The following is a 26,777-nucleotide window of genomic DNA, read 5'->3' as shown; positions in this document are numbered from 1 at the left end:
AACCTGCGACCTCATGGTCCCAAACCATGCGCGCTACCATCTGCGCCACACCCCGGTAAGTCATTAATCGTCGCTCACACATTTCGTTTCACGTTGTTGTCTCTCGCAACGACAATGACTATTCTACATTATGCTAGCTAATCCGTCAATAGTTTTTATGAATAAATTCTAATTAATTTCAATCATTTTCATTTTTTAAACCAAGCCTTAGTTTTATAAATAATTTGTCACTATATACGCCTTTCTATTAACGAATTATCACCACTTATACTCTATTCTATACTTTCTAAATAAGCATCTATATCATTTTTATCATTGATTTCTATAAATCCAATAGATCTTCCTCTACCTCTAGGTAAAGATGGACTCCCCGGATTCATTATAGTAACCCCTTGTTCTTTTAATACTACCTCTTCATGAGTGTGTCCATATAAAGCTATATCTGCACCTATTTCTTTAGTTTTAAAATACAGACTATTTAAGCCATACTTAACATTATATCCATGACCATGTGTTGCAAATATCTTAACTCCATTAACATCTATTACCCTCTCTAATGGATAATTAGAGTTGTAATCACAATTACCTAGTACAGCGTATACTTCCCCCTTAAAACCTTCACGTAGTTCATCTACATCATCTACATTGTCTCCTAAGTGTATAAGTATATCTGCCCCTTTAATTCTCTCTTTTACTATCTCTATATACTTACTCATTCTATGAGTATCACTAACAACTGCAATTAACATATTATAGTACCTCGCTAATTCTCTCTTTTAATTTTTGTAGAGCTTTTCCTCTATGGCTCACTCTATTTTTATCTTCTCCTGATATTTCGCCAAAAGTTTTTCTGTATCCTTCATAATAAAATAATGGATCATATCCAAATCCAGAAGCTCCATTTAAAGTTTCAAGTATTTTGCCATTAACTTCCCCTCTAACATTTAATTCTTTTCCATCGCTATTAATTAGTGTTATATGACAAACAAAGTTAGCTCCTCTATCTTCCATCTTAACGCCTTCTAACTCTTTTAAAAGTTTCTCGTTGTTTTTAGCGTCATCTCCATGACTTCCAGCATATCTTGCAGAATATACTCCTGGAGCTCCATTTAAGTAGTCAACTTCAAGACCAGAGTCATCTGACATAACAATAAAATTACTTTCACCTTTTAATAATAAGTATTCTCTTATTTCACTAGCTTTCTTTCTTGCGTTACCTTCAAATGTGTCACTATCTTCAACAACATCTATATCTATATTCTCATCTCTTAATGATCTAACTTCTAAATCATTAATATTCAATATCTCTTTAATCTCTTTTATCTTTTTCTCATTATTACTTGCAAGTATAAGTTTCATCTTTTAGTTTCCTCCTGTTCCAATCCATAATGCATCCATTTTTAAAGCATTCTTTTGAAGTGCTACCATTTGCTTAATTCCTTTTTCACCTAAGTCTAAAAGTTCATTAAGCTCCGCTCTACTCATAGGAGATTCTTCTCCAGTTCCTTGAACTTCAACAAATTCACCTTCATCAGTTGCTATAACATTCATATCAACCTTTGCCTTTGAATCTTCTTCATAACATAAGTCTATTACTTTTTCACCCTTTACTATTCCAACGCTAGTTGCAGCAACAAAGCTTCTTATTGGATATACTTTAAAAGGTTTTATTTTATGCAATTTATTAACTGCATCAACCATAGCAACAAAAGCTCCTGTTATTGATGTCGTTCTTGTTCCTCCATCAGCCTGTATAACATCACAGTCTATCCAAAGAGTTTTCTCTCCAAGTGCTTTAAGATTAACAACTGATCTTAGTGCTCTTCCAATTAATCTTTGTATCTCCATAGTTCTTCCATCAACTTTTAATCTTGCTATATCTCTAATCTTCCTTGTTCCTGTAGCTCTTGGAAGCATATTATATTCTGCTGTTATCCAACCTTCTCCACTACCTTTTAAAAATGGTGGTACCTTATCTTCAATTGATACATTGCATAATACCTTTGTATCTCCTACCTCTATATAAACTGAACCTTCAGCGTATTTCGTATAATTTCTAGTTATCTTTGTTGATCTAACTTGATCATTTTTTCTCCCATCACATCTCATTTAATTCGCCTCCCTAAATATATTTATCAATATTTTATGCACTTTTTTTAGAATTCTCTCATATTAATTATTATAAGAATTATATATGAGGTGAAATATTTTGAGATATATCGGGCCATTTTTCCGAATGAACAGCCTATCACAAGATGAAATATGTGGTCAGCTTTTTCATTTATCAAAAGAAGCTGTTAAAATACTTACTCTAAACTCAAAGTGTGGTTATGTTTTTTCATCAAGAAATTCTAAAAAAAGTGCATCTACAAAAGATATTAGCATATTAAGTAAATTTTCTCCAGTATTATGCTTATATAAAAAATCATCACCGTTATTCATGCACAGCAAGACATCCCACGGCTTTGATTCATCAACATTCAAAAGAGAAGTTGAACCAACTACAAATGCATTTATGACCCTTTCATTATTAGAGCTTAGTGATTACTATTCTAAATTTAATAGAAAAAGTAATGAAAGAGAATTAGCTTCTGCCTATAGATGCCTTTGCCATGAACAATTAGACTTTTACTACGAAAACCTACGAAATTCAGAAGGTATATTCATACCTAAGAAAAGTTTATTTGATTCAGGCTCTAAAGATGGTAACTTAATTGAAAAAGATAGAAAATTTATTTTTAGTGATCAAGCATTTATGATGAATGCTTATTATTTATATTCACTTTCAGCTGATGATGCTGAAACTAAAGAAGAATATAAAAATTTTGCATTAGAAATACTTCAAATGTTCTTAGACTATAAAGAAGCTCTTTACAACGTATCATTTGATGAAGGTTCAAAAATACTTTTAGCTTTTAATGTATTCTTTGGATATTCTAAAAATGAAGATGTAACAAGTTTAATAATAGACTTATCAGAATTTCTTATAAATAAATTCGATGAAAAAGATTACTACGTAGAATCATTAGATGACTGTTCCCTATTTGCAATTAATTTAATGTCTTCATATAAACATACAAATATAATGACTTTCAAAGAAAAATACTCTGAAATCATGGATAGACTTCTATCTCTATATGATGAAGATAACAATGTAATTCAAAAACTTACAGATAAGAAGGAAATTAAATATACATCCTTTGATATATGTTTTTATTTAATTGCATTTGTTATGTATTCTGAGACCTCAGGTAACTCGCGTGAAAATAATCAAATTATTTCTAATATATATAAAAAATATATTTTAAATTCAAATTTAGTAACTAGTTGGCCTGATGCACCAGATTTAGATAATGCAGAAAGATATAAAAAATGTAGTATGCTATCTAAAGATATGTTAGATGAAACATTCTTTAGAATGCCTAACCTTCCTACATTGAATTCTACTGGAATGTCACCTATGTTCCTTAAAAATATAACTTATTCTAAGAAGAAGGAAGTTTTTGAATCTTCGCGTAAATCTTTTGATAGTTATAAGAACATGTTTATATTCTTCCTTATGATTCATTCATTTAGGGATGGATTCATGAATAACTTAGAACTTAATTATGATAATTCAAATTCATTAGATAGTTATGATATTAAGAAACTGCCATCTAGTGAAAGTATTCAAAACGATGAAACGACAGAAAATTAAACTTACAAAAAAAATCACACTAGACAATCTTAATAATAGACTGTCTAGTGTTTTTTCTTATACTATTTTAATGTTTCAAATTTAATATTTCCATAGAAGTCAAATTCTATGTTGTTTATTTCTTTTGATATAGCTACATTCTTATTTTCAAAAGTTAAAGGAACTATTGAGTAATTATTAAATAGCTGTTCTTCTAATTTATTAAAGTTTTTATCATTGCTTTTATCTATACTATCATAAAGCGCTACTTCTTTTTCTGTGTAATGACTTTTTAGTGATGAATAAAATCCTTCTTTATCTTTAGGGTTTGCAATTTCATCAATCAATATTACATCATATCTTTTCCTAAGTTCTAAGTTCTTATATTCCTCTTCTTTAACTAAACTATATCTTACTTTACTTTTGGAGTTTTCTTCAAACCATTTCTCAAGATGCTTTACCACAGACCTATTGTAGTTATTATCTATACCTAATATAGTTATAACTTCAGGAAGTTTACCTTCACTACTGCTTGTCATAACCTTTCTACTTTGAAGCTTATCTAAGTTATCTTTATCTTCTCTAAAGTAACTTCCTTCTGCAAGTTCTAATGCATTGCTATTTTCTTCTTGATAGTCACCCATAGCAACATTTAATTTAAAGTAAAGTGTTCTTCTTGATGATAATGGCAACTTATCTTCATTTGCATTTAAACTTACATACATTCCTCCATCTGAATTAAATGTTTTAAGCCTTCCCTCACTATCAAGTCTATTTAACTGATTGCTTGGAGGATTGACCACAACATCTCTGTCACCAACTTCAAAAGAAGCCATAGATAACTCCTCATTTTCATCTGATACTATATTTATCTTTCCAGCTGAACTTTCTTTACTGTTTGAGTTCTTTATAAGTTCAATACCTTCTTTTGTTATATTGTTTATCTTATATTCTCCAGAATAAACGATTCTTTTATAATTATTAATAAGATCATCCCACATTATTAAATATTTTCTTACTCTATACTGAGTCTTTGTTAATTCATCTAAAAACTTATCATCTTTTTTATTAAGCCTTATGCTAAGAGTATTTTCTGATGCTTTAATTGCAACTCCTTTTTCAAATGTAACTTTACCGTCTCTAAACTCTTTAGCTCCATATACATTTAAGAAGGCGCTAATATTATCATCACCCTCCTCCTTTAAAAGTTCTCTAAAGAAATCTCTTATATCTTCAGCTGTTATTTTCTGTCCATCACTCCAATACACATCATCTCTAATTTTAAATTCATACTCTATCCCATCATCTTTTACTTTTATCTCTTCTGATAATGCTGGAACTATCTTTCCCTCGTTATCTTTGCTAACAAGCCCTTTGCTTGTTGCACAAATTATATCTTCATCTCTTGTCGATAGCTTGCTTACATCTTTAAGTTCATTCGGTATAGCATTAACTGCATATACTATTGAATTATTGATTACACCTTCATCTGAGTTATCTATTTCAATAAAGCTTAAACCAACTATTATAACTATTGCAGACAAAACCCCTGTAATTATTATCTTCTTCATAATCTGTAGCTCCTTTTGTTTACTTATCATAATTATTGTCAAAGGGCTTATTTTCTAATCATTTAATGAATATTTTTTTGTACTTTGGTTAAATTTATAAAATAATTATGCTATAATTATTCTATATTTTTAGGAGGCGTTAAGATGGCATTTTTAACTGGTACAGTATGTATTATCGGAATAATTTTCATGCTAACTTTTATGTTTATCGGCATTTGGCTTTTCATTGTAGCTTTAAAAGCTTACAATCAACTTCGTTACAAAAATTATATTTTAGAAAAGATGAGTCACAATTTAGATTTACTTTGTAAAACTAGCAATAGCGACTTTTCATTTGAAGAATTCTTAACTGAAGAAAATGCTCAAAGTTTTAGTAAATCTGAATTAGATAACATTAAAGATTTTGAGAATATAGATAATAAATAACAAAAAAGACTTCTGTGATAGTTCACAGAAGTCTTTTTTTGTTATCTTATAGTTCCAAACATAAATGCTATTAATGATGCTGTAATACATAAACTAAATAATGTATAAAAGTATCTTCTATTTCCACGTTCATTCATCCAGAATCTAATTGACCAAACAGCCATAGTTATAGCAACTACAACTTGAACTGATAAATATGAATCAAACATTTCTGATATATACATAAATTGATATGAGGTTAAAAATGTGCATATTATAACTATACAAGCTACAATACTTAACGCTACACTTAACATATTTATAAATTTCTTCAAAGTTAATTAGCCTCCTATCATTTCTTCAAACTCATCTTCTGAGATTGTTTTAACTCCTAATTCTTCTGCCTTAGTAAGCTTTGACCCAGCCTCTACACCGTAAACTACGTAATCTGTCTTCTTACTTACACTCCCAGAAACTTTAGCTCCAAGTATTTCTAACTTTTCTTTTATTTCTTTTCTTGAGTATTTTTCCATAGTTCCTGTAACAACTACAGTTTTTCCTTCAAATATACTCTCTATAGTTTCTTTCTCTTCATATACCGGATTAACTCCAAGACTTATAAGTTCGTCTATTGTCTCAATTACTTTTTCTTCACTAAAGAATTCAGTAATACAGTTTGCAACTATATCTCCAACATCTGGTACTTCAACTAATTCTTCAAATGTAGCCTTCTTTAAACCTTCTATTGATTTAAATCTGTTTACTATATCTTTAGCAGTCTTTGCTCCAACATTTTGTATTCCTAATGCATATATAAATGCTTCAAGCTTACAGTCTTTACTGTTCTCTATTGAATCTAAAAGATTTTGTGCCTTCTTTTCACCAAACTTTTCTAAAGTAATTAATTCTTCTTTGTTTAATTTATATAAATCACATATTGATTTAATATTTAGCTTTTCAAATAATTGCTCTGCTGTTCTCTCTGAGAATCCAGCTATATTCATTGCCTCTCTTGATGCATAATGAACTATAGTCTTAACTAATTGTGGCTTACAAGAAAGAGTATTTTCACAGAATATGTGAGCACCTTCATCAACTAAATGACTTCCACATGCTGGACAGTTAGTTGGAGGTACTATTTCTGTAGATCCATCTAAGCTCTCTTCAACTATTCCCATTATCTCTGGTATAACATCATTACTTCTTCTTACGAATACATCAGCGCCTATTCTAACGCCTTTTCTTCTTATGTCATCCATATTGTTTAATGTTGCTCTCTTTACAGTAACTCCTGCAAGTTCAACTGGCTCTAATATAGCTGTTGGAGCTACTCTTCCACTTCTTCCTACATTCCACTCAACATCTAAAAGTTTTGTTGTAGCTTCTTGTGCTTCAAACTTATATGCAATTGCCCATTTTGGGAATTTAACAGTATAACCAAGTAATTCTCTAGTTCTCATATCATCTATTGCAAGAACAAGTCCATCTATATCGTAGTTTAAGTTAAATCTTATATCTCTTATATAATCAATTTCTCTTTGAATATCTTCTATAGTGAAGCACTCTTTAATATATTCATCAACAGGGAATCCCATTTCTCTTATGAAATTCATCATCTCCGTATATGTATCAAATTCAGCTCCTTCTTTATAACCAACATCATAGAAAAATGCTGAAAGATTTCTTTTAGCTGTTTCACGTACATTAAGGTTTCTAAGAGCTCCTGCAGCTCCATTTCTTAAGTTTTTAAGAGGAACTGCTGACTCTTCATTATATTTTTCAAAAGCTTCTGTCGTCATTATAGCTTCTCCGTGAACTTCAAATACATCATCGCAATCAACTTTAAGAGGTATACTCTTTATTGTTTTAACTTGAGCTGTTACATCTTCTCCAACGGCTCCTGTCCCTCTTGTTGCTGCAACTTTTAATATACCATCATTTCCGTAAGTTAAATTTACAGTAAGCCCATCAAACTTCTTTGTTGCTATATATTTTAGAGGTGGAAGTTCTTCTCCGTTTCTTCTAGCTTCCTCTACAAATTTAACATTTCTATTATGCCATTCTATTATTTCTTCAATACTTTGCGCTTTACCTAAGCTCCAAAGTCTTCCTTTATGTGTATACTTTTTAAAGCCTTCTAAAACCACATCACCAACTCTTACTGTTGGTGAATATGGTAGTACAATATTAAGTTCCTTTTCTAAGGCTACAAGCTCATCATATTTCTTATCATAATCTTTATCAGTTACTGACGGATTATCTAAAGTGTAATATTCATAAGCATATTTGTTTAATTCTGAAATAAGCTCTTCCATTCTTGCGCTCTTATCCATAAGCTATTCCTGCCTCCTAAATACTATAAAAGTTGTAAGTTTGCCATTGATAACAGAAGTACTTTTACTCCTTGTTTGTCAAAGGCTATTGTAAGCTTCTTATCATTTCCTGATGGTAAAACTGAAACGATAGTACCTTCTCCGAATTTTTCATGCTTAACTTTTCTTCCAAGTGTAACTTCTTGTGAACTAACAGATGAACTACTGTTTGTTGCAATATTACTTGCAGATGAACTGCCACTTTGGTTTCCTCTTGATGTTATAGAATTTCTTAAACTGTGAGGGTTATTAAAGTTTGGCTTAGGCTTACCACCAAACATTCCATCTCTTGAAGCTCCATTTGTACTTCTTTCATTTATATACTCTTTAAGGTCAGATTTTATTTCTCCAATAAAATCTGATTGGCTATAAGACATTGTTCTACCAAATACTCTTCTAACTTCAGCAGATGTCATATAAAGTGTCTCTTTTGCTCTTGTTATTCCAACATAACAAAGTCTTCTTGCCTCTTCCATTTGTGATTCTTTATCAAAGTCACCCATACTTGGGAATAGTCCATTTTCCATTCCAACCATAAATACATTAGGGAATTCTAGGCCTTTAGCACTATGAAGAGTCATAAGAACTACAGTTTCTTCTTCATCATCTTCATTTTTTTCTGTATCTTGAACTAGTGAAACTTTTTCTAAATATGCAGTAAGACTCTTATCTTCATTATTTCTTTCAAAATCAACAGCATCAGAAACTAATTCTTGTAAGTTTTCTATTCTACTCTTGTCTTCTATTTCATTAGATTTTTTAAGTTCATCTAAATATCCTGTATCTCTAAGTATTGTTTCGATAAGCATTGATACTGACATGCTCTCTGCCATTGTCATAAAGTTATCCATAAGATTTGTGAACTTTTCTAATGATGCACAATTTCTTGGAGTAAGTGTTGGAATTGTTCTTACTTCTGCAAGTGCATCCCAAAGATTTAATTCAAAGTTTTCTGCAAACTCTTGTACTTTGTTAACTGTTGCATCACCAATACTTCTTTTTGGTACATTTATTATTCTTTTTATACTTATATCATCTTGAGGATTTATAAGCACTTTAAGGTATGCAAGCATATCTTTAATTTCTTTTCTGTCGTAGAACTTAGTTCCTCCAACAATTTTATAAGCTATTCCTCTTCTTCTGAAAGTTTCTTCAAATATACGTGACTGAGCATTAGTTCTATATAAAACTGCGAAATCTTTATTTGTATAATTTTCTTTAGCTTTTATATCTAATATTTGTCTTGCTACGAAGTCTCCTTCTTCTTTATCTGAGTAAGCTCTATAAACTTTAATCTTATTTCCTGGTTCTTGTTCTGTTCTAAGTTCTTTACTCTTTCTTCTTGAGTTATTAACGATAACTACATTTGCTGCATCTAATATATTTGCCTTTGATCTATAATTTTGCTCAAGCTTAATAACTTTACATTCTGGATAGTCTTTTTCAAAGTCTAAAATGTTAGTTACATCGGCCCCTCTCCATGCGTATATACAGTTATGAACTATTATGTCATTTGCAGAATAGTTTCTAACTCCTTTAATGTTAAGATCATATACTTTGCCTGTATACTGTTCTATTTCTACAGATAAAACTCTTTCTTCAACTATCTTTGTTCCATCATATACAGGAATAATAATTCCTTCTTTCATACTTCCAATTGGCATTAACATAAAGCTTTTTTCTTCTGTTAAGTTAGCTTTTTGAAGTATTGAAAATGAATCTTCAACTTCTCTCAATTTTTTAGAGAAATCATAAGCCTCATCATATTCAGCTCTTTCTGTCTCTATTCTAAATGTATCTCCTCTGCCATCTCTAACATTGAATCCAGCATTTATAAATTTCTTCTTACTTTCATCATCTGATGTATTAAGACCTATTCTGTGGCTAAATATACCTTCTCTATTCTTTTTTCCACCGAAGAAAGTTAAATTTATTCTCTTTCTTACACTTTCGCCTCTTATTACAGCTGAACTTAGATGATGTGGAAAATCTTTATAAAGATATTCTTCTTCCATAAGTTTTTCAGCTCTATCAAAAGTATTTATATCATTAAATAACTGATTTATTCTGTCTTGTGTTATAGCAAGTTCTCTTCCTCTACTATTAAATACTATTGTAGGAAGTCCGTACTTTGTAGAGTAGTATTGCTCATAATAACTAGCTTCCCCTACATTATCACAAACTTTAAGTATCCACATCCTATCTGCTTGCTCTCCATTAAGTCTTACAGCTAATCCGTTTGTGTCCCCTCTTCTGCTTCTAATCGATGAAGTTCTACCTACTCTATATCCATAACCTTCTTTGTACATTAAGTATACATAATGCTTATTTTCTATAATATCAATCTTTCCAAATCCTATATGATTCGGAGTTCCTTTTATTACTTTACCGCTCTCTGTAGTTATTGTTACTACATCTCCATTATGTTCTTTAATATTTATATCATCTACAGATTTAAAAGCACTTTCACCATTGCCTATAGCTGCTAACACTTTATCTCCTGTTTTAATATCTTCTACTTTTACTTTACCATTTTCTCCATTAAGTAAAGTTCCCTCTACTAAACATTGGTCGTCGTCGCCCACAACACAAATATTCTTATATCTCTTAGCTAAAAGCTTAACAAATTCATACTGTGCACCATTAGTATCTTGATACTCATCTACCATAATATATCTGAATTTGTTTTGATAAAATTCAAGTACATCTTCATGACCTCTAAAAAGTTCAACTGTTTTAAATATAAGGTCATCAAAGTCTAATGCATTATTCTCTTTAAGTCTCTTTTGATACATTTCATAAACATCAGCAATCTTCTTCTCTCTAAAATTACTTTCATGTTCCCTCATAAAACTGCTTGGGGATTGCATATTATCTTTAGCTCTACCTATCTTACCCATAATTTCTTGAAGTGTAATATCTTTATCATTTATGCTTAAAGCTTTCATACATTCTTTTAATAATGTTTTTTGATCTGAAGTGTCATATATAGTAAAACTTGATTTATAACCAAGTTTATCAATCTCTCTTCTAAGTATTCTTACACAAGTTGAGTGAAAAGTTGATATCCACATATCATTAGCTTTGTCTCCAACAAGAGTTTCAACTCTCTCTTTCATTTCCTTAGCTGCCTTGTTAGTGAATGTGATTGCTAATATACTCCAAGGTTTAATCCCTAGATCTTCAATCATATGTGCCATTCTATATGTTAAAACTCTAGTCTTTCCTGAACCTGCACCTGCCAGTATTAGAACTTGACCGTCAACAGTGACAGCACCGTCATACTGTTCTTTATTTAATAATGATTTTAAGTCCAAATCATCATCCTCCTTTCTTAGTATTAAAATATTATATCATACATCATATTTATATTGTTGCCTTTAAACTCAATTATTAGTAAAAATGTGGTATAATCTTTTTAACTATTTTTTATACGTAAATGGGGGTATTTTATGAATACTAAAAAGTTTATAACACTAATTGTAAGCCTTGTATTTGCCTTGTCTTTAGTTTCATGTTCATCTGATTATGATTCCAAATCTGTACGAGAATATTCAGACAGTATAACAACGAATATACTGTCATCTATGAGCAGTTTGAATTACGAAGATTTTATAAAAGATTTTAATGATGACATGATGCAAATGGCTCCAGATAAAAGTGCATTTATAAACTTAGTTATGCCAATTCAAAATGCAGTAGGAACTTATGAAGAAAATTCTTTAGAATTTATAGAGGCTAAGCTTCAAAAAGATACTATAAATGTTCTTTATAGTGCTAAGTTCACAAATGAAGATAAGAGAGTTAAAATATCTATATCATTTAAAGAAGATGATCCAAACCATAAAGTATCAGGATTATTCTTTAATTCACCAAAGATAGAAGAACTATCAAAAGACGCTAAATAAAATATATAAAAAATAGGCAACATATATTGGATAATTACTTCCTTTATATGTTGCCTATTTTAACTTTTATAAATTTAATTAGCCTTAAATTCTAAAGCATAAATATATTTCAAATACTGCAATTAATATTAAATATACTCCAATTATTATTGGTGTATAAGCTAGTGCTAGAATTGGATATAAAATTACTAATACACTTAATATTATAATTAATATTGTATATAGTGTACTTAAATTGAATCCTGCCGTTTTGTATTGGAATTCTCCAACTAATAATGATATACCTCTTATTAATCCCCAAACACCAAAGAATATTACTAAAAATTCTGCTGAGTATATTGGTGAAAACCATAATGTTAAACCAAATAAAATATCTACTACACCATTAAAGATATACATTCCTTTTCTTTCTGATTTAAATGCCTTAATTATTGATATAATACCTGCTATTAAAATAAATATTCCTGCAATCATTGTAAAATTAATTAATGATTCTAATGGATACATAAAAAATATTACACCTACAATAGCTAATAAAATACCTTCTACCGCAAATAACCATTTCATAATACATTCCTCCATTCCTTATAATTTCTTATAAGTAAATTATATCCGTATTATGTAATATTAACTGTGTTCATATTTTTATATTTAGTTCAAATTATATTAAATTTAATTATACTCGTCAGTTATTACTGTTTTTACTGCTATTATCTAATAAATAATTCAAATACATCATCTATACTCATTTTTGTTAAATTTTGCAATTTCTAAACTGTAAATTTTTTTCATACAAATTATACACACTTTAATATAAAGTACATTCCTTAAAATACTTAGTTCCATGGTCAACACATTCTCTTTGACTAAATATTTTTACTTCGGCATTTCCTATTTTATCTACTATTACTTTATAATTTTCTTCAAAACCTTCTCCTGCAAACATAAATAGTTCTGTCTTGAATTCTATGTCATCATAAGTTTTAAATACTCTCTCACCATTTTCTATTATTGGTGATGCATTTACTGATTTATCAAAATTTCCTGCTTTGTATTCTGCTAAATGAAAAGAAGTATTGCTGTCATAGTCCGTTCCAAGTAATAAAACTTTACCGTCAATATCATAAAATCTAGCTAAAGGCGAATTTTCCCCTAAAGAGTATTCAAGCGAATGATTCTCTGTAATAAAATCTGCATACTTACCATAAGCTGCAAAAGATACTGTCGGATGATAACTTCTCTTAACACCTTTATAATTTCTAAAGCATTCAACTATTCTTCCCATTCCAAATGTAGGAGTAACATATGGATCAAATGCTGGCATCTCTTTTCTTATTTCTTCAAACCATTCCTTCGGAACAGCTGGCGCTCCCCAAAATACAGGATCCACATAATCTCCACTATGAGTTGGCATAACAATAGTTCCTTCCTCTCCCACTGTTTCTATAAGAGCTTCAACTACTGCTACTTCTCCACCACATACAAATCCAAGTTTGCTTAATGAAGAATGTACCATTATGCTATCACCTTTTTTTAACCCCAATCTATTGAATTCCTCTTTAAGAAAACTTTTAGTAAGAGGTTTCTTAGTATTTTCTACAATTTCTTCTAATCTACTCACCTTAAAATCCTCCAATATAACTATTTAATAATAATATCAAATTCCTCTAAAAGATTTATAACTTCACTCATAGAGAATTTAGCTTTCTTCACATTATTTCTCGCCGGGCTTATTCTGTAATTAAGTGCATCTAAAAAATTAGCCTTTGATATATTAGTATTTTCAAATATACTCTCTTCAAGACTTGATCTTCCAAAGTTTGCTCCTCTTAAATCCGCATTTATAAAATCACATGAGTATACATTACATTCTATAAACTTAGTCTTTGGTATTTTAAGTTCTGCAAAGCTACAACTTTGTATAATACATTTTGAAAATTCAAAATCAATTATAAATCTATCACACTTAGTAAAATCTATCCCCATTATTTTACAATCAACAAACTTAACACCTCTAAATTTTGAATGATAAAATTTAGTTAATGTTATATTGCACTCTTTAAATACACAATCATCAAAACTACACTCTAAAAAATTAGCTCCTGAAAAGTCACATCCATTAAAAGTACACCCTTCAAAATTTCTTTCTTTTATTTCGGAATTTCTAATTTCAACTCTCTTAAATTCCTGACCCTCATAATCCCACTCTATAAATTCATCCATACTAAAAAGCTCCTTTTTTATAATAATTATATGAAAGGGCTTCTTTTCTTTTTATTAAATAGCTGCCCAAACTTACATATTACAATTCTATAGTTTTACTTTTATAAAAGTCAATACGTAAAATTTTTAGCACTTTGATTAAATACAAATTAAAGATTATAATCAAATTATGAGGTGATTATATTTGAGCTACATGAATATGTTAAGTAATTGCAATTTATGCATTCGTAATTGCGGTGTAAATAGATTAAATGGAGAAATCGGAGCTTGTAATTCAACTGATAAAGTAAAAGCTTCAAAAGCTTATCTTCATATGTGGGAAGAACCTCCAATTTCTTTAAGCAACGGATCTGGAACAGTATTTTTCTCAAATTGTAATTTCAGATGCGTCTTTTGTCAAAACCATGAAATTAGTCAAGAAAATACAGGTGCTTTCATCACTAATGATGAACTTTCTAATATATTTTTAAAACTTCAATCTAAAGGAGCTAATAATATTAATTTAGTAACTCCAACTCATTACGTTCCGCAAATAATTGAAGCTTTAAAAATATCAAAAGCTAATGGTCTTACAATACCAATTTTATATAATACAAATGGTTATGACTCACTCGATACTATAAAAGCTTTAAAAGGATATATAGATGTTTATCTTCCTGACTTTAAATATTTTAACGATAAATATGCAATAAAGTATTCTAAAGCTCCAGGATATAAAGATAATTTAATTAATATTTTAAATGAAATGTATGATCAAGTTGGCATTAATAAATTTGACGAAGACGGTAAGATGATTAAGGGATTAATAATTAGGCATCTTATGCTTCCAGGACTTTTGTTTGATTCTAAAAAAATTATTGATACTATTTATTCACGCTTTGGGGATAATGTTTATATAAGTATTATGAATCAATATACTCCTATGTTTAATGCTTTTAAATATAAGGAGCTATCAAAACCATTAAATCCAAAGCTTTATGATAGCTTAATCGATTATGCAGCTAGCATTGGAGTGAAAAATGCTTTTATTCAAGAAAGTGGTAGCAATACTACTGAATTTGTTCCCTCTTTTGATTTGGAAGGAATATTATAAAATTGATATGTTTTTAAAAATTCATATAAATACTATGTAGAGGTGATATATTATGGAACAAAAAAAATTCACATTAAAACCATTACCTTATGCTTATGACTCATTAGAGCCTTATATCGACGAAAGAACAGTAACTATCCATCATGATAAGCATCAACAAACTTATGTTGATAACTTAAACAAAACTTTAGAAAATCATGAAAAGTTACAATCTAAATGTTTAGAAGATATTCTTAAACATATTGATAAAGTGCCAAAGGAAATACGTCAAGCTGTAATAAATAACGGTGGCGGAGTATTTAATCATGAATTCTACTTTGATGGAATGGGTCCAAATAAAGGACTAGAACCATCAGGTAAGTTAAAAGAATCAATGGACTGTGCTTTTGGGTCTTTTGAAGATTTTAAAAAGAAACTAATAGCAGCTGGTCTTGGACAGTTTGGTTCAGGTTATGCATGGCTTGTTTTAAACAAAAAAGGTAAACTTGAAATTTTATCAACACTTAATCAAGATTGTCCACTATCTAATGAACAGATTCCACTACTTAATGTGGATGTTTGGGAACATGCTTACTATTTAAAATATCAAAACAAACGTGTAGACTATTTAAATAACTTCTTTGATGTTATTAATTGGGATATTGTTAGCGAAAGATATTTAAAAGCTAAATCTAAATAAAGAAATTTCAGCTATATCATTTTGATATAGCTGTTTTTTTCTCTATTTATTATAAAAATCCCCTATTTTACGCATTTACTTACCCTAAAAGGAAAAGTTTCACTTTATTTTTTTGCCATATTGGATTAAAATTAAAGTTAAATGTGTAATATATAGACATAACTTGGAGATTGCTTATAGCAACCTTTTTAAAATATATTTATAGGAGGGGTAATATTTATGTCAAACGATGTAAATTCATCTAACTTCATTAGAAATATTATTATTGAAGATTTAGATAGCGGAAAACATGAATCTATAATAACTAGATTTCCACCAGAACCAAATGGTTATCTACACATAGGTCATGCTAAATCAATTCTTTTAAATTTTGGTCTTGGAGACGAATTTAAAGGAAGAACAAACTTAAGATTTGATGATACAAATCCACTTAAAGAGGATACTGAATATGTACAGTCAATTGAAGAAGATGTAAAATGGCTTGGTTGTAACTGGGATGAATTACGTTTTGCTTCAAATTACTTTGATGAAATGTATAAAAGAGCTCTTCTTTTAATAAATAAAGGCTTAGCTTATGTTTGTGACTTAACTCCTGAAGAAATGAAGGAATATAGAGGAAACTTAACTGAACCAGGTAAAGATAGTCCTTACAGAAATAGAACTGTAGAGGAAAACCTTGATCTTTTCGAAAGAATGAGAAAAGGTGAATTCAAAGATGGAGAAAAAGTTTTAAGAGCTAAAATTGATATGACTTCTCCAAACATTAATTTAAGAGATCCTATTATTTATAGAATTGCTCACACAGCTCACCACAATACTGGTGATAAGTGGTGCATATATCCAATGTATGACTTTGCTCATCCAATTGAAGATGCTATAGAAGGAATAACTCATTCAATATGTACTCTTGAATTCGCAGATCACAGACCTTTATATGATTGGGTTGTTGAAAATTGTGAAATGGAAAGTGTTCCAAGACAAATTGAATTCGCAAGACTTAACATGACAAACACTGTTATGAGTAAGAGAAAGCTTAAACAATTAGTTGATGAGAAAGTAGTTGACGGATGGGATGATCCAAGAATGCCAACTATATCAGGGCTAAGAAGAAGAGGTTATACACCTGAATCAATAAGAAACTTCTGCTCTGCAATTGGTGTTGCTAAAAACAATTCAGTAGTTGATTCTCAAATGCTTGATTACTTCTTAAGAGAAGATCTTCAAACTAAAGCCCCTACTGCAATGGCAGTTATGAGACCACTTAAAGTTATAATCACTAACTATCCAGATGATAAAACTGAGATGTTACCAGTTGATAATAACCCTAAGAATGCAGATCTTGGAGTTCGTGAAGTTCCTTTCTCAAGAGAAATCTATGTTGAGAGAGAAGACTTTATGGAAGAACCAGTTAAGAAGTACTTTAGATTATTCCCAGGTAACGAAGTTAGACTTATGGGAGCTTATTTCATTAAGTGTAATGATGTTATAAAGGATGCTAATGGAAATGTTACAGAACTTCACTGTACTTATGATCCTGAAACTAAGAGTGGTTCAGGCTTTACAGGAAGAAAAGTTAAAGGAACAATCCATTGGGTTGATGCTAAAACTGCTGTACCAACTGAATTTAGATTATATGAACCTTTAATACTAGATAGTGAAGAAGGTACTATTGATAAGAATTTCTTAGAACAAATTAATCCAAATTCTATGGAAGTACTTCAAGGATTTATAGAACCAGTTGCAATAAACGGTGCTAAAGAACTTGATAAGTTCCAATTAATTAGAAATGGATTCTTCTCAGTAGATAACAAATTAACTAAAGACGGAAAATTAGTCTTTAACAGAATAGTTTCATTAAAGACTTCATTTAGATTACCTAAGTAGTAAAAAATCCTAAATTAATAGGTTATATATAAAAAATAAGCTTTAGATTTTCTAAAGCTTATTTTTTTATTATTATAATATCATTTTTTATGAGATAACTTTCTATTTATTGTTTCTTCTGCTTCTTTAAGCTTTAATTCTAATGTAAATTCTAAACTTCTAACAATATCATCTATAATTTTTCGTTTAAGCTTTGCATGTTTATTATTAAATTCATATACTCCTAAAACATCCATATCCTCTGAATCTATTTTACATGCTTTTTCTATAAAATCATTTATAGTATTTGATATTTTATAACCCTCTCCCCGTTCAACAGTTTCCCTAAAGATATCTTTTAAATAATTATCATAAACCCAATCTTCAGCGCCCCGTCTTCTATTTACACGCCTTATTATATTTTTATAAAATTCTTCTCCTTTTTTATAGATGCCTCTAGCCTCTACCTCAATATTTTTATCCTCTATAATATCCCAAAAATCTATATCAAGTTCATTGATTATCTTACTTAACGTATCTAAATTAGGCTCTCTTTGACCTTGTTCATACTTAGCTATAGTAAATTTACTTACTCCAATATTATTCGCTAATTCCTCTTGTGTTAATCCGGCTTTCCTTCTTGCATTTTTTAAAACAGAATGTTTTATACTCATATAATCACCTCTAATTAATTGTAACCCATAATGTACCATTTACAAATAATCCAAATTGTATTTATACAAAAAAATAATCCCACCTCATACTATGAGGCAGGATTTTATTTTTATTGTATTGTTAAAAACTTATTGAATCTGTCTCTAACTTTATCTTCACCCATAATTTGCATTATTGTATAAAGATCTGGAGTATTACTTCTGTGAGTAAGGGCAGCTCTAACTGCTCCAGCTACATCTGAAACCATTCCTTTATATTCTTCTGGGTTCTTTTTAAATTTCTTTCTATCAGTTGCATATCCAAGTTCTACTGCAACTTCTTTAAGTTCATTAAACCAAGTTTCTTGGTCTGTATCAAAGTTATATGCTTTTGCATAACTTTCAATAATTCTCTTAGCTTCTTCTAATTCTAAGTTCTTTGGAAGTTCAACATCTGCTGCTGTTTCTCTTGCAAATAATTCATCAAAGAAGTAGAATATCTTTTCTCTAACTTCATTCCATTTTCCGAAATCTTTTCTTGGTTTAGGACCTTCTTTATCTATGTTAAATACTTCCTTCATCATAGCTTCATTTCCACTTACTAAGTCATACATTTCTTTATCGAAACCTTTAGCCCAAGTAATATAGTAGTCATAAACTACTTCAGGTTTCATCTTACAAATTACATTCTTACTTACATCATGAAGTTTTACTATATCAAATAAAGCTCCTGACTTACTCATTTTTTCAAGTGAGACTGGGAATTCATGATAATCAGCATCTGGATTTTCAGCTCTCCAATCTTCAAAGCTTGAGTTTATTATGTTTAGAAGATATTCAATTACAGAAACTGATGGATATCCTTCTTCTTTATAATAACTTACAGCACTTTCTGGATCTTTTCTCTTTGAAAGCTTTCTCTTTGAACCATTTTCAGTCTTCATTATTGTTGGAACGTGAGCATAGTTTGGTCTATCAAATCCTAAAACATCAAATAATTGAAGATGTGTTGGAAGTGATGATAACCATTCTTCTCCTCTTATAACGTCTGTTGTATGCATTAATGCATCATCAATAACGTGTGCAAAATGGTAAGTTGGAAGTCCATCTGACTTAATTATAACTACATCTTGAAGATTTTCAGGGAATGAAACATCTCCTTTTATTAAATCATGGAATTCTATTCTGTTTTCTTCTTTTCCTGGTGATTTTAATCTTAATATATATTCTTCACCATTTTCTATTTTCTTTATAGCTTCTTCTATTGGAAGGTCTCTATATACGGCATACTTACCATAGTATCCTGTAGTAATCTTTTCTGCCATTTGTTTTTCTCTAATTTCATTTAATTCTTCTGTAGTACAGAAACATGGATAAGCTAATCCTTTTAATACTAAATCTTTAGCGAAAGATTGGTATATATCTCTTCTTTCACTTTGCTTATAAGGACCATAAGTTCCTATTTCAGTATTGTCTCCTGTCATACCTTCATCAAAGTTCATTCCAAAACTATGCATTGTTTCTATTGTATCTGCAATAGCGCCTTCAACTTCTCTCTTTTGATCAGTATCTTCTATTCTTAAGTAAAATACTCCGCCACTTTGGTGAGCTAATCTTTCATTTATGATTGATGTATAAACTCCTCCAATATGTTGGAATCCTGTTGGAGATGGTGCATATCTTAAAACTCTTGCACCTTCCTTTATATCTCTTGCTGGATATTCTTTTAAGTAATCTTCTCTAGTTTTTAAATCTTTTTTAAATATTAAATTTGCTAATACTTCTCTACTCATTCCATTCATCACCTTTCTTTGTATAAAAAAAAGCCCTTTCATCCTATATTTTAGGACGAAAAGACTATTAACTTCTCGCGGTACCACCTAAATTAACTAAAGAATATAATATTCTTCAAGTTCACTTATGTTCTCTATAAGGGGAGATAACCCAGAACCTACTATGATAATTCTCTTTCAGTTCAATGCTCCAAAGCTTCTTTCTATGATTTTACTTACTAGGCTTCCACCCTGCTCTAGCTCTCTTTAAAATAAAATGTCATATACTCTTCTTTTTCTTAGCACATATATTATTATTCTAACTTTCGTCTCTAATTATACCCTTATTAAATATTATTGTAAACACATCAGTTAGATGAATTATTTTATGAATAATTTATTGCATTATAATTCATCAATGATTTATTTAATTCATATATTATGTCAATATATGAGCAATAATTCATCCATTTTACACAGTAATGTAAATATTTACACTTATGTTTTTTGGCACACGAAAAAACGCAACCCTTGGGGCCAGGTTGCGCTTTAGCAATAAGCAATAAATAAAAAGGGGGCTATTTATTCCTTTTATTTATCCTTGCACTAGTATTATATGTTACTGCTTTATAAAATGCAAGTAATTTTAAAATTTTTATTCATTTTATGGAAATTTATGAATGATTTTCTTGCACTCTTTTCCATCATTCGTTAAAAGCTTTTTAATTGTGCTAATTCTTCTTCTGTCAATTCTCTATATTCGCCTTCTTCTAAGTCCTCATCTAAAGTTAATCCACCGAATTCTATTCTTTTAAGATATACAACTTCTTTACCTACAGCTTCAAACATTCTCTTAACTTGATGGAATTTTCCCTCTTGAATAGTTAAGTTGATTTCTGATCCTTCATCTGTTGCATTTAAAATTTCAAGATGAGCTTCCTTACATACATATCCGTCATCAAGAGTTATTCCTTTTTTGAAAGCTTCAATATCTTTTTCTGTTACTTTCTTATCTATTTTAGCGTAGTAAATTTTATCTACTTTCCACTTTGGAGCTATTAATCTGTGATTTAATTCTCCATCATTAGTTAATAATAATAATCCAACTGTATCTTTATCTAATCTTCCTACTGGGAATGGATCAAAAGCTTGATGATCAACTTCTAAAAGATCTATAACAGTTTCATCTTTATTATCATGTGTTGCAGATATTACTCCTGCAGGTTTATTCATTATAAGATATATGTATTCTCTATAAAAAACTTGTTCCCCATTAATCTTTATAACTGATTTATCAGGATCAACATTCATTCCACTGTCTTTAACAACTATTCCGTCTACTTCAATAAAGCCTTTTCTTGCTAATGTCTTTATTTCTTTTCTACTTCCAAATCCTAAGTTTGAAATAATTTTATCTAATCTTTGCAATTTCACAAACACCTCTTACTTTCATTTATTAAGTTTCATCTTATTGTATTATTAAATTACCCAAAAAGCAATTTTATATAATAATAAACAATCTAAAAAAAGCCTAAAAATATTAGGCTTTTTATAACTTTAAAGTTCAAATTCATATACTGAATAATCTTCGTAATTAACTCTTTTATAAAAACTTTTTGAAAGTACCATTACTTTGTACTTACCTTTTGAGAATGGAATAAATGTATAATATCTTTTCTTACTATAGCTTTGCGCTTTAACCCAATTACCTTTTTCCATTAAGTAAAATTCATAACAAACATCTTTTCCGCCTGAGCTTTCTGCCCAGAAGTTAACTTCTTTATTTTGAATAATACCTTCTTTATCTACAGTTATTTTAGTATCTGTAACTGGAGTAGCTTCATGAACATAAATACTTACTTCTTTTTTAGTGTCATATTTACTTTCACATTTAATATTTTTAGCATATACTTCAAAAGTATATTTTCCTGGACATTTTGGCTTAACAACAAGCTTTTTATTACTCATAAATCCTGTCTCTTCAACTTCATGACCATTTATTTTAGTTGCAAAATTCACCTTTACATTTTTAGTATTTTGAACTATCGCTTCAATATCAATTTTATCTCCAACTAAAAATGTTTCTCTACAAGGAAGTAATATATAATCAATTTTTGCCCCTATATAATCTTTAATATTTAAAAATAAGCTTGATTGACCATCATACTCATCTTTAGAGAACTTATCTTTAACTCTTATATCAATTTCATACTCGCCTTTTTCTTCTGGTGTGAAATTGAGCCAGTTTGTTCTTCCATACTCTATTCTATCTACTTCTTTTCCATTTTTAAGTATTATAAATTCATATAAAAGTATTGATCCACCTTCAGCTATAACTCTCACGTTTACTGGAGTATTAATTAGAGCTTCTCTTCTTTGATCTGATATAACATCTAAAATCCTTATAGGTTTATCACTCTTTTTATCAATATCAAAAAGAATTACTTTCTTATCTTCATAATCTCCTTCAAAAGAAATATCCTTAGCATATAAAGTTACTTTATATGAACCTTCCTCTCTAGGACACCAATAGAACTCCTTACTTCTTGTATAACATGAGTCTTCTGCAATAACACCATCCACTATATATCTATAAACTAACTCTCTTCCACCAGTAGCTTCTGCTTTAAAAGTTATATCAGTTCCTGATGCTTGTGGTGATTTTACATCCGCTTTAAAACTTCTTATTTTTACTTCTTTATACGGAGTAACTTTATAAACCATTACAGCTCTATCGTCATACTCCTTATTTGAGAAAATATCTCTCATTAAGCATAATAGCTTGTACTCTCCAGGCTCACTTTCTTGGAAACTTACTATTTTTCTTGATGAGAAGTCTTGTATACATACAACTCTTCCTTCACTATCCATTCTTACAAACTTAAATAAAAGTGGTCTATCTTCACCACAAGAAGTTTCAACTTTAAATACTAACTCTTCATTTAATAATAATTGTTCTGTTAAGCACTTAAAATCAGTAAGTTCAACTTTATTTTTCTCTTTTACCTTTACTTTTACTATTTTAAATTCATCAACATTATCTTTAGATTCAATATCTTTACATTCAATTAGAATCTCTTCATTACCTTCTTTAGTAAGTGTATATAATAATATATTATTTGTAGAGTAATCTCTAATTGGTTCCCAACCAACTTCTGCTCTTCTCCAAAATCTATATAATAAAGTTTCTTTTTCACCTATTACTTCTATATTTGCTTTTTCGCCAATAAAATATTGCTCTTTACCTAAAATAATATCTTTAATCACTTTTTCTTCCCCTACGCACTTTCCTATTTTAAATTCTTCTCTTGCTAAATATTCAAAAGGCTTATCTGAGCCTCTTTTTTTTCCTTGTACTAAAACCATATAATTCCCATCTTCTTTAGGAGTCCAAACACATGACTTTTTTTTGTTAAATTCTTTTATCGTATTCCAAATTCCTTCTGTTCCAATTAAAACTTTAAAATCTATCTCTTCCTCAAACTCAACTGCAATCTCAATATTTTCGTTTACTTGTTGAGGACTTTTCTTATCAAACAAAATATTCATACCGCCCATACACCTCACCCCACATAAATCACTTCCTATCCTTCTATTATACTACAATACCATTTTTTGTAAATATTTTTACCATTATTCTCTTTTTTAATTATACATCATTTTACATAGTGATTATATAAATAGATTATTACATTAGTCCTTATATGTAAAAAAATAAGACCTATATAAATAAAATAAATTATTTTATATACGTCTTAAGCTTTTAAATTATACTCTATTGATCTCTTTAAATTTCTAATCAGTCTCTCTTCATCTTCAAAGCTTCTCTTCTTTGGACCTTTAAAACGTCCACCAGCTTTTCTAATTTTTTGAGAGGCATGCCTTTGCTCTAATAATGCATCAATATTCTCTTCTGAATAAACCTTTCCTTTAGGACTTAATACAGTAACTCCCCTTGGAAGGCACATTGCTGCAACTCCATAATCTTGAGTTATTACAATATCTTTTTTCTTAGAATTATTCACAACATACATATCAACACTTTGGAAACCACTATCAACAATAACAACTTTTGAATAATCGCTTTGAATATAATGATGTATATCAACAAAAATATTTACTTCAACATCATATTCTTTTGCTACTTTTTCAATTTCGGAGATGCTTGGACAAGCATCTCCATCAATTATTATTTTCATATATTATTTTAACTTAGCTTCTAATTCAGCTTTAAGATCTTCGTATCCTGGCTTTCCAAGTAGAGCAAACATGTTCTTCTTGTAAGCTTCAACTCCTGGTTGGTTGAATGGATTAACACCTAAAAGGTATCCACTAATTCCACAAGCCTTTTCGAAGAAGTAAACCATTTGTCCGAAGTAGTAAGGAGTTAATTCTGGAATGTTTAATACCATGTTTGGAACTCCTCCATCATTATGAGCTAATAATGTTCCTTGGAATGCTTTGTGGTTTACAAAGTTCATATCTTTTCCTGCTAAGAAGTTTAATCCATCGATGTTATCTTCTGTAGCTTCTATTGTAACTGATTCTGCTGAGTTTTCAACATTAAGAACAGTTTCGAAAAGATCTCTTCTTCCTTCTTGGATATATTGTCCCATTGAGTGTAAATCTGTTGTGAAATCAACTGCTGCTGGGAATATTCCTTTGTTGTTCTTTCCTTCTGATTCTCCGTATAATTGTTTCCACCATTCATTAAAGAAGTGAACTGATGGTTCGTAGTTAACTAATATTTCTATTAATTTTCCTTTACCATATAGAGCATTTCTAGCTGCTGCATATTTGTAACAATCATTTTCTTTAAGTGAAGGGTTCATGTAAGTTTCTCTTGCATCTGCTGCACCCTTCATAATTTCATCTATGTTAATTCCAGCTGCTGCAATTGGAAGTAATCCAACTGGAGTTAATACTGAGAATCTTCCTCCAACATCATCAGGAATTACGAAAGTTTCGTATCCTTCTGAATCAGCTAATGTTTTAAGAGCTCCCTTGCTAGCATCTGTTGATGCGTAGATTCTCTTCTTAGCTTCTTCTTTTCCGTATTTCTTTTCTAATAGTTCTTTAAATATTCTAAAAGCTATAGCAGGTTCTGTTGTAGTACCTGATTTTGATATTACGTTAACTGAAATATCTTTTCCTTTTATTGCTTGTAATAATTGGTTCATGTATGTTGAACTTATGTTATTACCTACATAGAATATTTGTGGAGCTTTTCTATCTTCTTTTGATAATACATTGTAGAAGTTATTTGTAAGCATTTCAATTGCTGCTCTAGCTCCTAAATATGATCCACCTATTCCTATTACTATAAGAACGTCTGAATCCTTCTTGATCTTTTCTGCTGCATTTTTAATTCTGTCAAATTCAACTTTGTCATAATTAACTGGTAGGTCAATCCAACCTAAATAGTCATTTCCTGCACCAGTTCCTTCGTGTAATTTCTTATGTGCTGATTGTACTAAATCTTCCATATACTCTATTTCTTCCATTTGTAAATATGGAGCTACTTTAGATAAATCTAATGATAATCCTTTAGTCATAATCGCGTCCTCCTTCTTTTTGTATAATAGTTAGTTATTCGCATAAAGTTATCTTATGCTGTATACCATATATTTATAACCCACAATTCCTTTTGATTAAAAAAACCATATAAACTTTCTTAATTAAAAGGGCATTACTAGTATATTGTACAACATATCCCTTATATATAAAAGCGTAATATTAACAATGATTTATAATTTTTACTTATAAATCAATTGATTTTCTTTATACTATTTATATTATAAATATATTGGTATATTTAACCTTTAACACACTCTACGCCCTGCTTAGTACACTACTGTAAACTATTAATTAAAAGATTTTACGTGTAACTTTTTATCATTTCAAATCTACCTCATATTTGAGTTAATAAGTACAACCTTATGATTTAAGTACTTAAAATGTAATATTATATTTTCGTCTAATATAATAACGCTCTTTTTATCATATTCTAAAATTATTTCAACACTCTTCAAATTAACAAAGGCAGATACATATTTCAAAATAATCTTTTGACTATCACTCACAAAAACTCTCCTTACCCTCTTTTAGGCTTCTATACTATTTTAAGAACATACTTTTAATACGGTTGCTATATTAAGTTCATTTATAACAGTAATTACTTTTTCAATATCTTCAATACAAACTAAATGCTTTTTTGCAATATTCTCACTAAACTCAGTATTCTTAACAATAGCTACAATTTGTATAATTCCATTTAAAACTTCTTCTTTTTCATTTATATCTTCAATGTAATAATCATCTACAAATACAGATAAAAATTCATCATAGCTTTTAACAAGCATTTTATCTCCTTGATATTTAATTAAATATTTATCTCTATTATTAAACTGCATTTTTTTATCCATAATATAATTCCTCTCTAATTCTACTTTTTAATAAATCTCATATACTATAGAGTATTTTAATGTAAAAAAAGTTCATTTTTTTAAATAATATGGTGAAGATTTAAATAAATCTTCACCATACATTAGCATACAAAATT

General features: G+C 29.5%; 24 protein-coding genes and 1 other annotated feature. Of the genes, 6 read left to right on the top strand and 18 right to left on the bottom strand.

Translation table 11 applies throughout. The features are described from left to right. Positions 1-272: 272 nt before the first annotated feature. Genes RSF37_RS08880 through rph form a run of 3 tightly spaced genes read right to left on the bottom strand, consistent with a single transcriptional unit; the run spans position 273 to position 2,109 of the window. The gene (locus RSF37_RS08880; RefSeq protein ID WP_332564051.1) at positions 273-749 is read right to left on the bottom strand and encodes a metallophosphoesterase; all 477 of its coding nucleotides are present in this window, start codon (positions 747-749) and stop codon (positions 273-275) included. A gap of 1 nt (position 750) precedes the next feature. Then, positions 751-1,359: an XTP/dITP diphosphatase gene (locus tag RSF37_RS08875; RefSeq protein WP_332564050.1), complete on the bottom strand. Its 609-nt coding sequence runs from the start codon at positions 1,357-1,359 to the stop codon at positions 751-753. Positions 1,360-1,362: 3 nt separating this feature from the next. Then, positions 1,363-2,109, bottom strand: a complete 747-nt coding sequence (gene rph, locus RSF37_RS08870; RefSeq protein WP_332564049.1) for a ribonuclease PH — start codon at positions 2,107-2,109, stop codon at positions 1,363-1,365. Positions 2,110-2,209: 100 nt separating this feature from the next. Here rph and RSF37_RS08865 point away from each other — a divergent pair, with 100 nt between their 5' ends. Continuing rightward, a complete protein-coding gene (locus RSF37_RS08865) occupies positions 2,210-3,697 on the top strand; it encodes a hypothetical protein (RefSeq protein ID WP_332564048.1) in 1,488 nt (495 codons plus the stop codon). 62 nt (positions 3,698-3,759) lie between these two features. On the opposite strand, the gene RSF37_RS08860 is transcribed toward RSF37_RS08865, so the two are convergent. Beyond that, positions 3,760-5,247 carry an ABC transporter substrate-binding protein gene (locus tag RSF37_RS08860; protein ID WP_332564047.1) on the bottom strand — a complete coding sequence of 496 codons (1,488 nt, stop codon included), beginning with the start codon at positions 5,245-5,247 and terminating at the stop codon, positions 3,760-3,762. 144 nt (positions 5,248-5,391) lie between these two features. Here RSF37_RS08860 and RSF37_RS08855 point away from each other — a divergent pair, with 144 nt between their 5' ends. Further along, positions 5,392-5,673 (top strand): hypothetical protein, encoded by a 282-nt coding sequence (locus RSF37_RS08855; RefSeq protein ID WP_332564046.1) that lies wholly within the window; start codon positions 5,392-5,394, stop codon positions 5,671-5,673. 41 nt (positions 5,674-5,714) lie between these two features. Here RSF37_RS08855 and RSF37_RS08850 read toward each other — a convergent pair whose 3' ends face one another. The 3 genes from RSF37_RS08850 to RSF37_RS08840 are packed head-to-tail and all read right to left on the bottom strand — an operon-like array spanning position 5,715 to position 11,341. Then, a complete protein-coding gene (locus tag RSF37_RS08850; RefSeq protein ID WP_332564045.1) occupies positions 5,715-5,987 on the bottom strand; it encodes a hypothetical protein in 273 nt (90 codons plus the stop codon). Between the two features lie 6 nt (positions 5,988-5,993). Beyond that, positions 5,994-7,985 (bottom strand): NAD-dependent DNA ligase LigA, encoded by a 1,992-nt coding sequence (ligA, locus tag RSF37_RS08845; protein ID WP_332564044.1) that lies wholly within the window; start codon positions 7,983-7,985, stop codon positions 5,994-5,996. Between the two features lie 23 nt (positions 7,986-8,008). Beyond that, positions 8,009-11,341: a UvrD-helicase domain-containing protein gene (locus tag RSF37_RS08840; RefSeq protein ID WP_332564043.1), complete on the bottom strand. Its 3,333-nt coding sequence runs from the start codon at positions 11,339-11,341 to the stop codon at positions 8,009-8,011. Positions 11,342-11,476: 135 nt separating this feature from the next. On the opposite strand from RSF37_RS08840, the gene RSF37_RS08835 reads away from it, so the two are divergent. Further along, a complete protein-coding gene (locus RSF37_RS08835; RefSeq protein WP_332564042.1) occupies positions 11,477-11,932 on the top strand; it encodes a hypothetical protein in 456 nt (151 codons plus the stop codon). 84 nt (positions 11,933-12,016) lie between these two features. Here RSF37_RS08835 and RSF37_RS08830 read toward each other — a convergent pair whose 3' ends face one another. The 3 genes from RSF37_RS08830 to RSF37_RS08820 form a co-directional block, all read right to left on the bottom strand. Further along, positions 12,017-12,499 carry an HdeD family acid-resistance protein gene (locus RSF37_RS08830; RefSeq protein WP_332564041.1) on the bottom strand — a complete coding sequence of 161 codons (483 nt, stop codon included), beginning with the start codon at positions 12,497-12,499 and terminating at the stop codon, positions 12,017-12,019. A 241-nt stretch (positions 12,500-12,740) separates the two neighbouring features. Further along, entirely contained in the window at positions 12,741-13,553 is an 813-nt protein-coding gene (locus RSF37_RS08825) for an aminoglycoside N(3)-acetyltransferase (protein WP_332564040.1), read from the bottom strand. A 20-nt stretch (positions 13,554-13,573) separates the two neighbouring features. After that, on the bottom strand, positions 13,574-14,155 hold the full coding sequence (locus tag RSF37_RS08820; protein ID WP_332564039.1) for a pentapeptide repeat-containing protein: 582 nt from the start codon (positions 14,153-14,155) through the stop codon (positions 13,574-13,576). Positions 14,156-14,348: 193 nt separating this feature from the next. Here RSF37_RS08820 and RSF37_RS08815 point away from each other — a divergent pair, with 193 nt between their 5' ends. The 3 genes from RSF37_RS08815 to RSF37_RS08805 all read left to right on the top strand — a co-directional run bounded on the left by RSF37_RS08815 (position 14,349) and on the right by RSF37_RS08805 (position 17,811). Further along, on the top strand, positions 14,349-15,248 hold the full coding sequence (locus RSF37_RS08815) for a radical SAM protein (protein WP_332564053.1): 900 nt from the start codon (positions 14,349-14,351) through the stop codon (positions 15,246-15,248). A gap of 52 nt (positions 15,249-15,300) precedes the next feature. Beyond that, positions 15,301-15,927 carry a superoxide dismutase gene (locus tag RSF37_RS08810; protein ID WP_332564038.1) on the top strand — a complete coding sequence of 209 codons (627 nt, stop codon included), beginning with the start codon at positions 15,301-15,303 and terminating at the stop codon, positions 15,925-15,927. A gap of 219 nt (positions 15,928-16,146) precedes the next feature. After that, entirely contained in the window at positions 16,147-17,811 is a 1,665-nt protein-coding gene (locus tag RSF37_RS08805) for a glutamine--tRNA ligase/YqeY domain fusion protein (RefSeq protein WP_332564037.1), read from the top strand. An 80-nt stretch (positions 17,812-17,891) separates the two neighbouring features. On the opposite strand, the gene RSF37_RS08800 is transcribed toward RSF37_RS08805, so the two are convergent. The 8 genes from RSF37_RS08800 to RSF37_RS08765 form a co-directional block, all read right to left on the bottom strand. Next, the gene (locus RSF37_RS08800; protein ID WP_332564036.1) at positions 17,892-18,464 is read right to left on the bottom strand and encodes a helix-turn-helix domain-containing protein; all 573 of its coding nucleotides are present in this window, start codon (positions 18,462-18,464) and stop codon (positions 17,892-17,894) included. Positions 18,465-18,574: 110 nt separating this feature from the next. Further along, positions 18,575-20,236, bottom strand: coding sequence for a glutamate--tRNA ligase (gltX, locus tag RSF37_RS08795; protein ID WP_332564035.1), 1,662 nt, complete (start codon positions 20,234-20,236; stop codon positions 18,575-18,577). A 48-nt stretch (positions 20,237-20,284) separates the two neighbouring features. Next, positions 20,285-20,525 (bottom strand) — a binding site (T-box leader). Between the two features lie 401 nt (positions 20,526-20,926). Further along, a complete protein-coding gene (locus tag RSF37_RS08790; RefSeq protein WP_332564052.1) occupies positions 20,927-21,643 on the bottom strand; it encodes a pseudouridine synthase in 717 nt (238 codons plus the stop codon). A 129-nt stretch (positions 21,644-21,772) separates the two neighbouring features. Next, positions 21,773-23,773: a triple tyrosine motif-containing protein gene (locus tag RSF37_RS08785; protein WP_332564034.1), complete on the bottom strand. Its 2,001-nt coding sequence runs from the start codon at positions 23,771-23,773 to the stop codon at positions 21,773-21,775. Between the two features lie 197 nt (positions 23,774-23,970). Next, positions 23,971-24,414: a YaiI/YqxD family protein gene (locus RSF37_RS08780; RefSeq protein WP_332564033.1), complete on the bottom strand. Its 444-nt coding sequence runs from the start codon at positions 24,412-24,414 to the stop codon at positions 23,971-23,973. 3 nt (positions 24,415-24,417) lie between these two features. Further along, complete coding sequence (locus tag RSF37_RS08775) at positions 24,418-25,770, bottom strand: glucose-6-phosphate isomerase (protein WP_332564032.1); 1,353 nt, start codon at positions 25,768-25,770, stop codon at positions 24,418-24,420. 351 nt (positions 25,771-26,121) lie between these two features. Further along, positions 26,122-26,298 carry a hypothetical protein gene (locus tag RSF37_RS08770; RefSeq protein WP_332564031.1) on the bottom strand — a complete coding sequence of 59 codons (177 nt, stop codon included), beginning with the start codon at positions 26,296-26,298 and terminating at the stop codon, positions 26,122-26,124. A 39-nt stretch (positions 26,299-26,337) separates the two neighbouring features. Further along, entirely contained in the window at positions 26,338-26,640 is a 303-nt protein-coding gene (locus RSF37_RS08765; RefSeq protein WP_332564030.1) for a hypothetical protein, read from the bottom strand. Positions 26,641-26,777 lie beyond the last annotated feature (137 nt).

This window comes from Clostridium sp., assembly GCF_036643715.1.
In the GTDB taxonomy this organism is placed as follows: Bacteria; Bacillota; Clostridia; order Clostridiales; family Clostridiaceae; genus Clostridium.
This window is presented reverse-complemented; position numbering and strand designations above follow the sequence as displayed.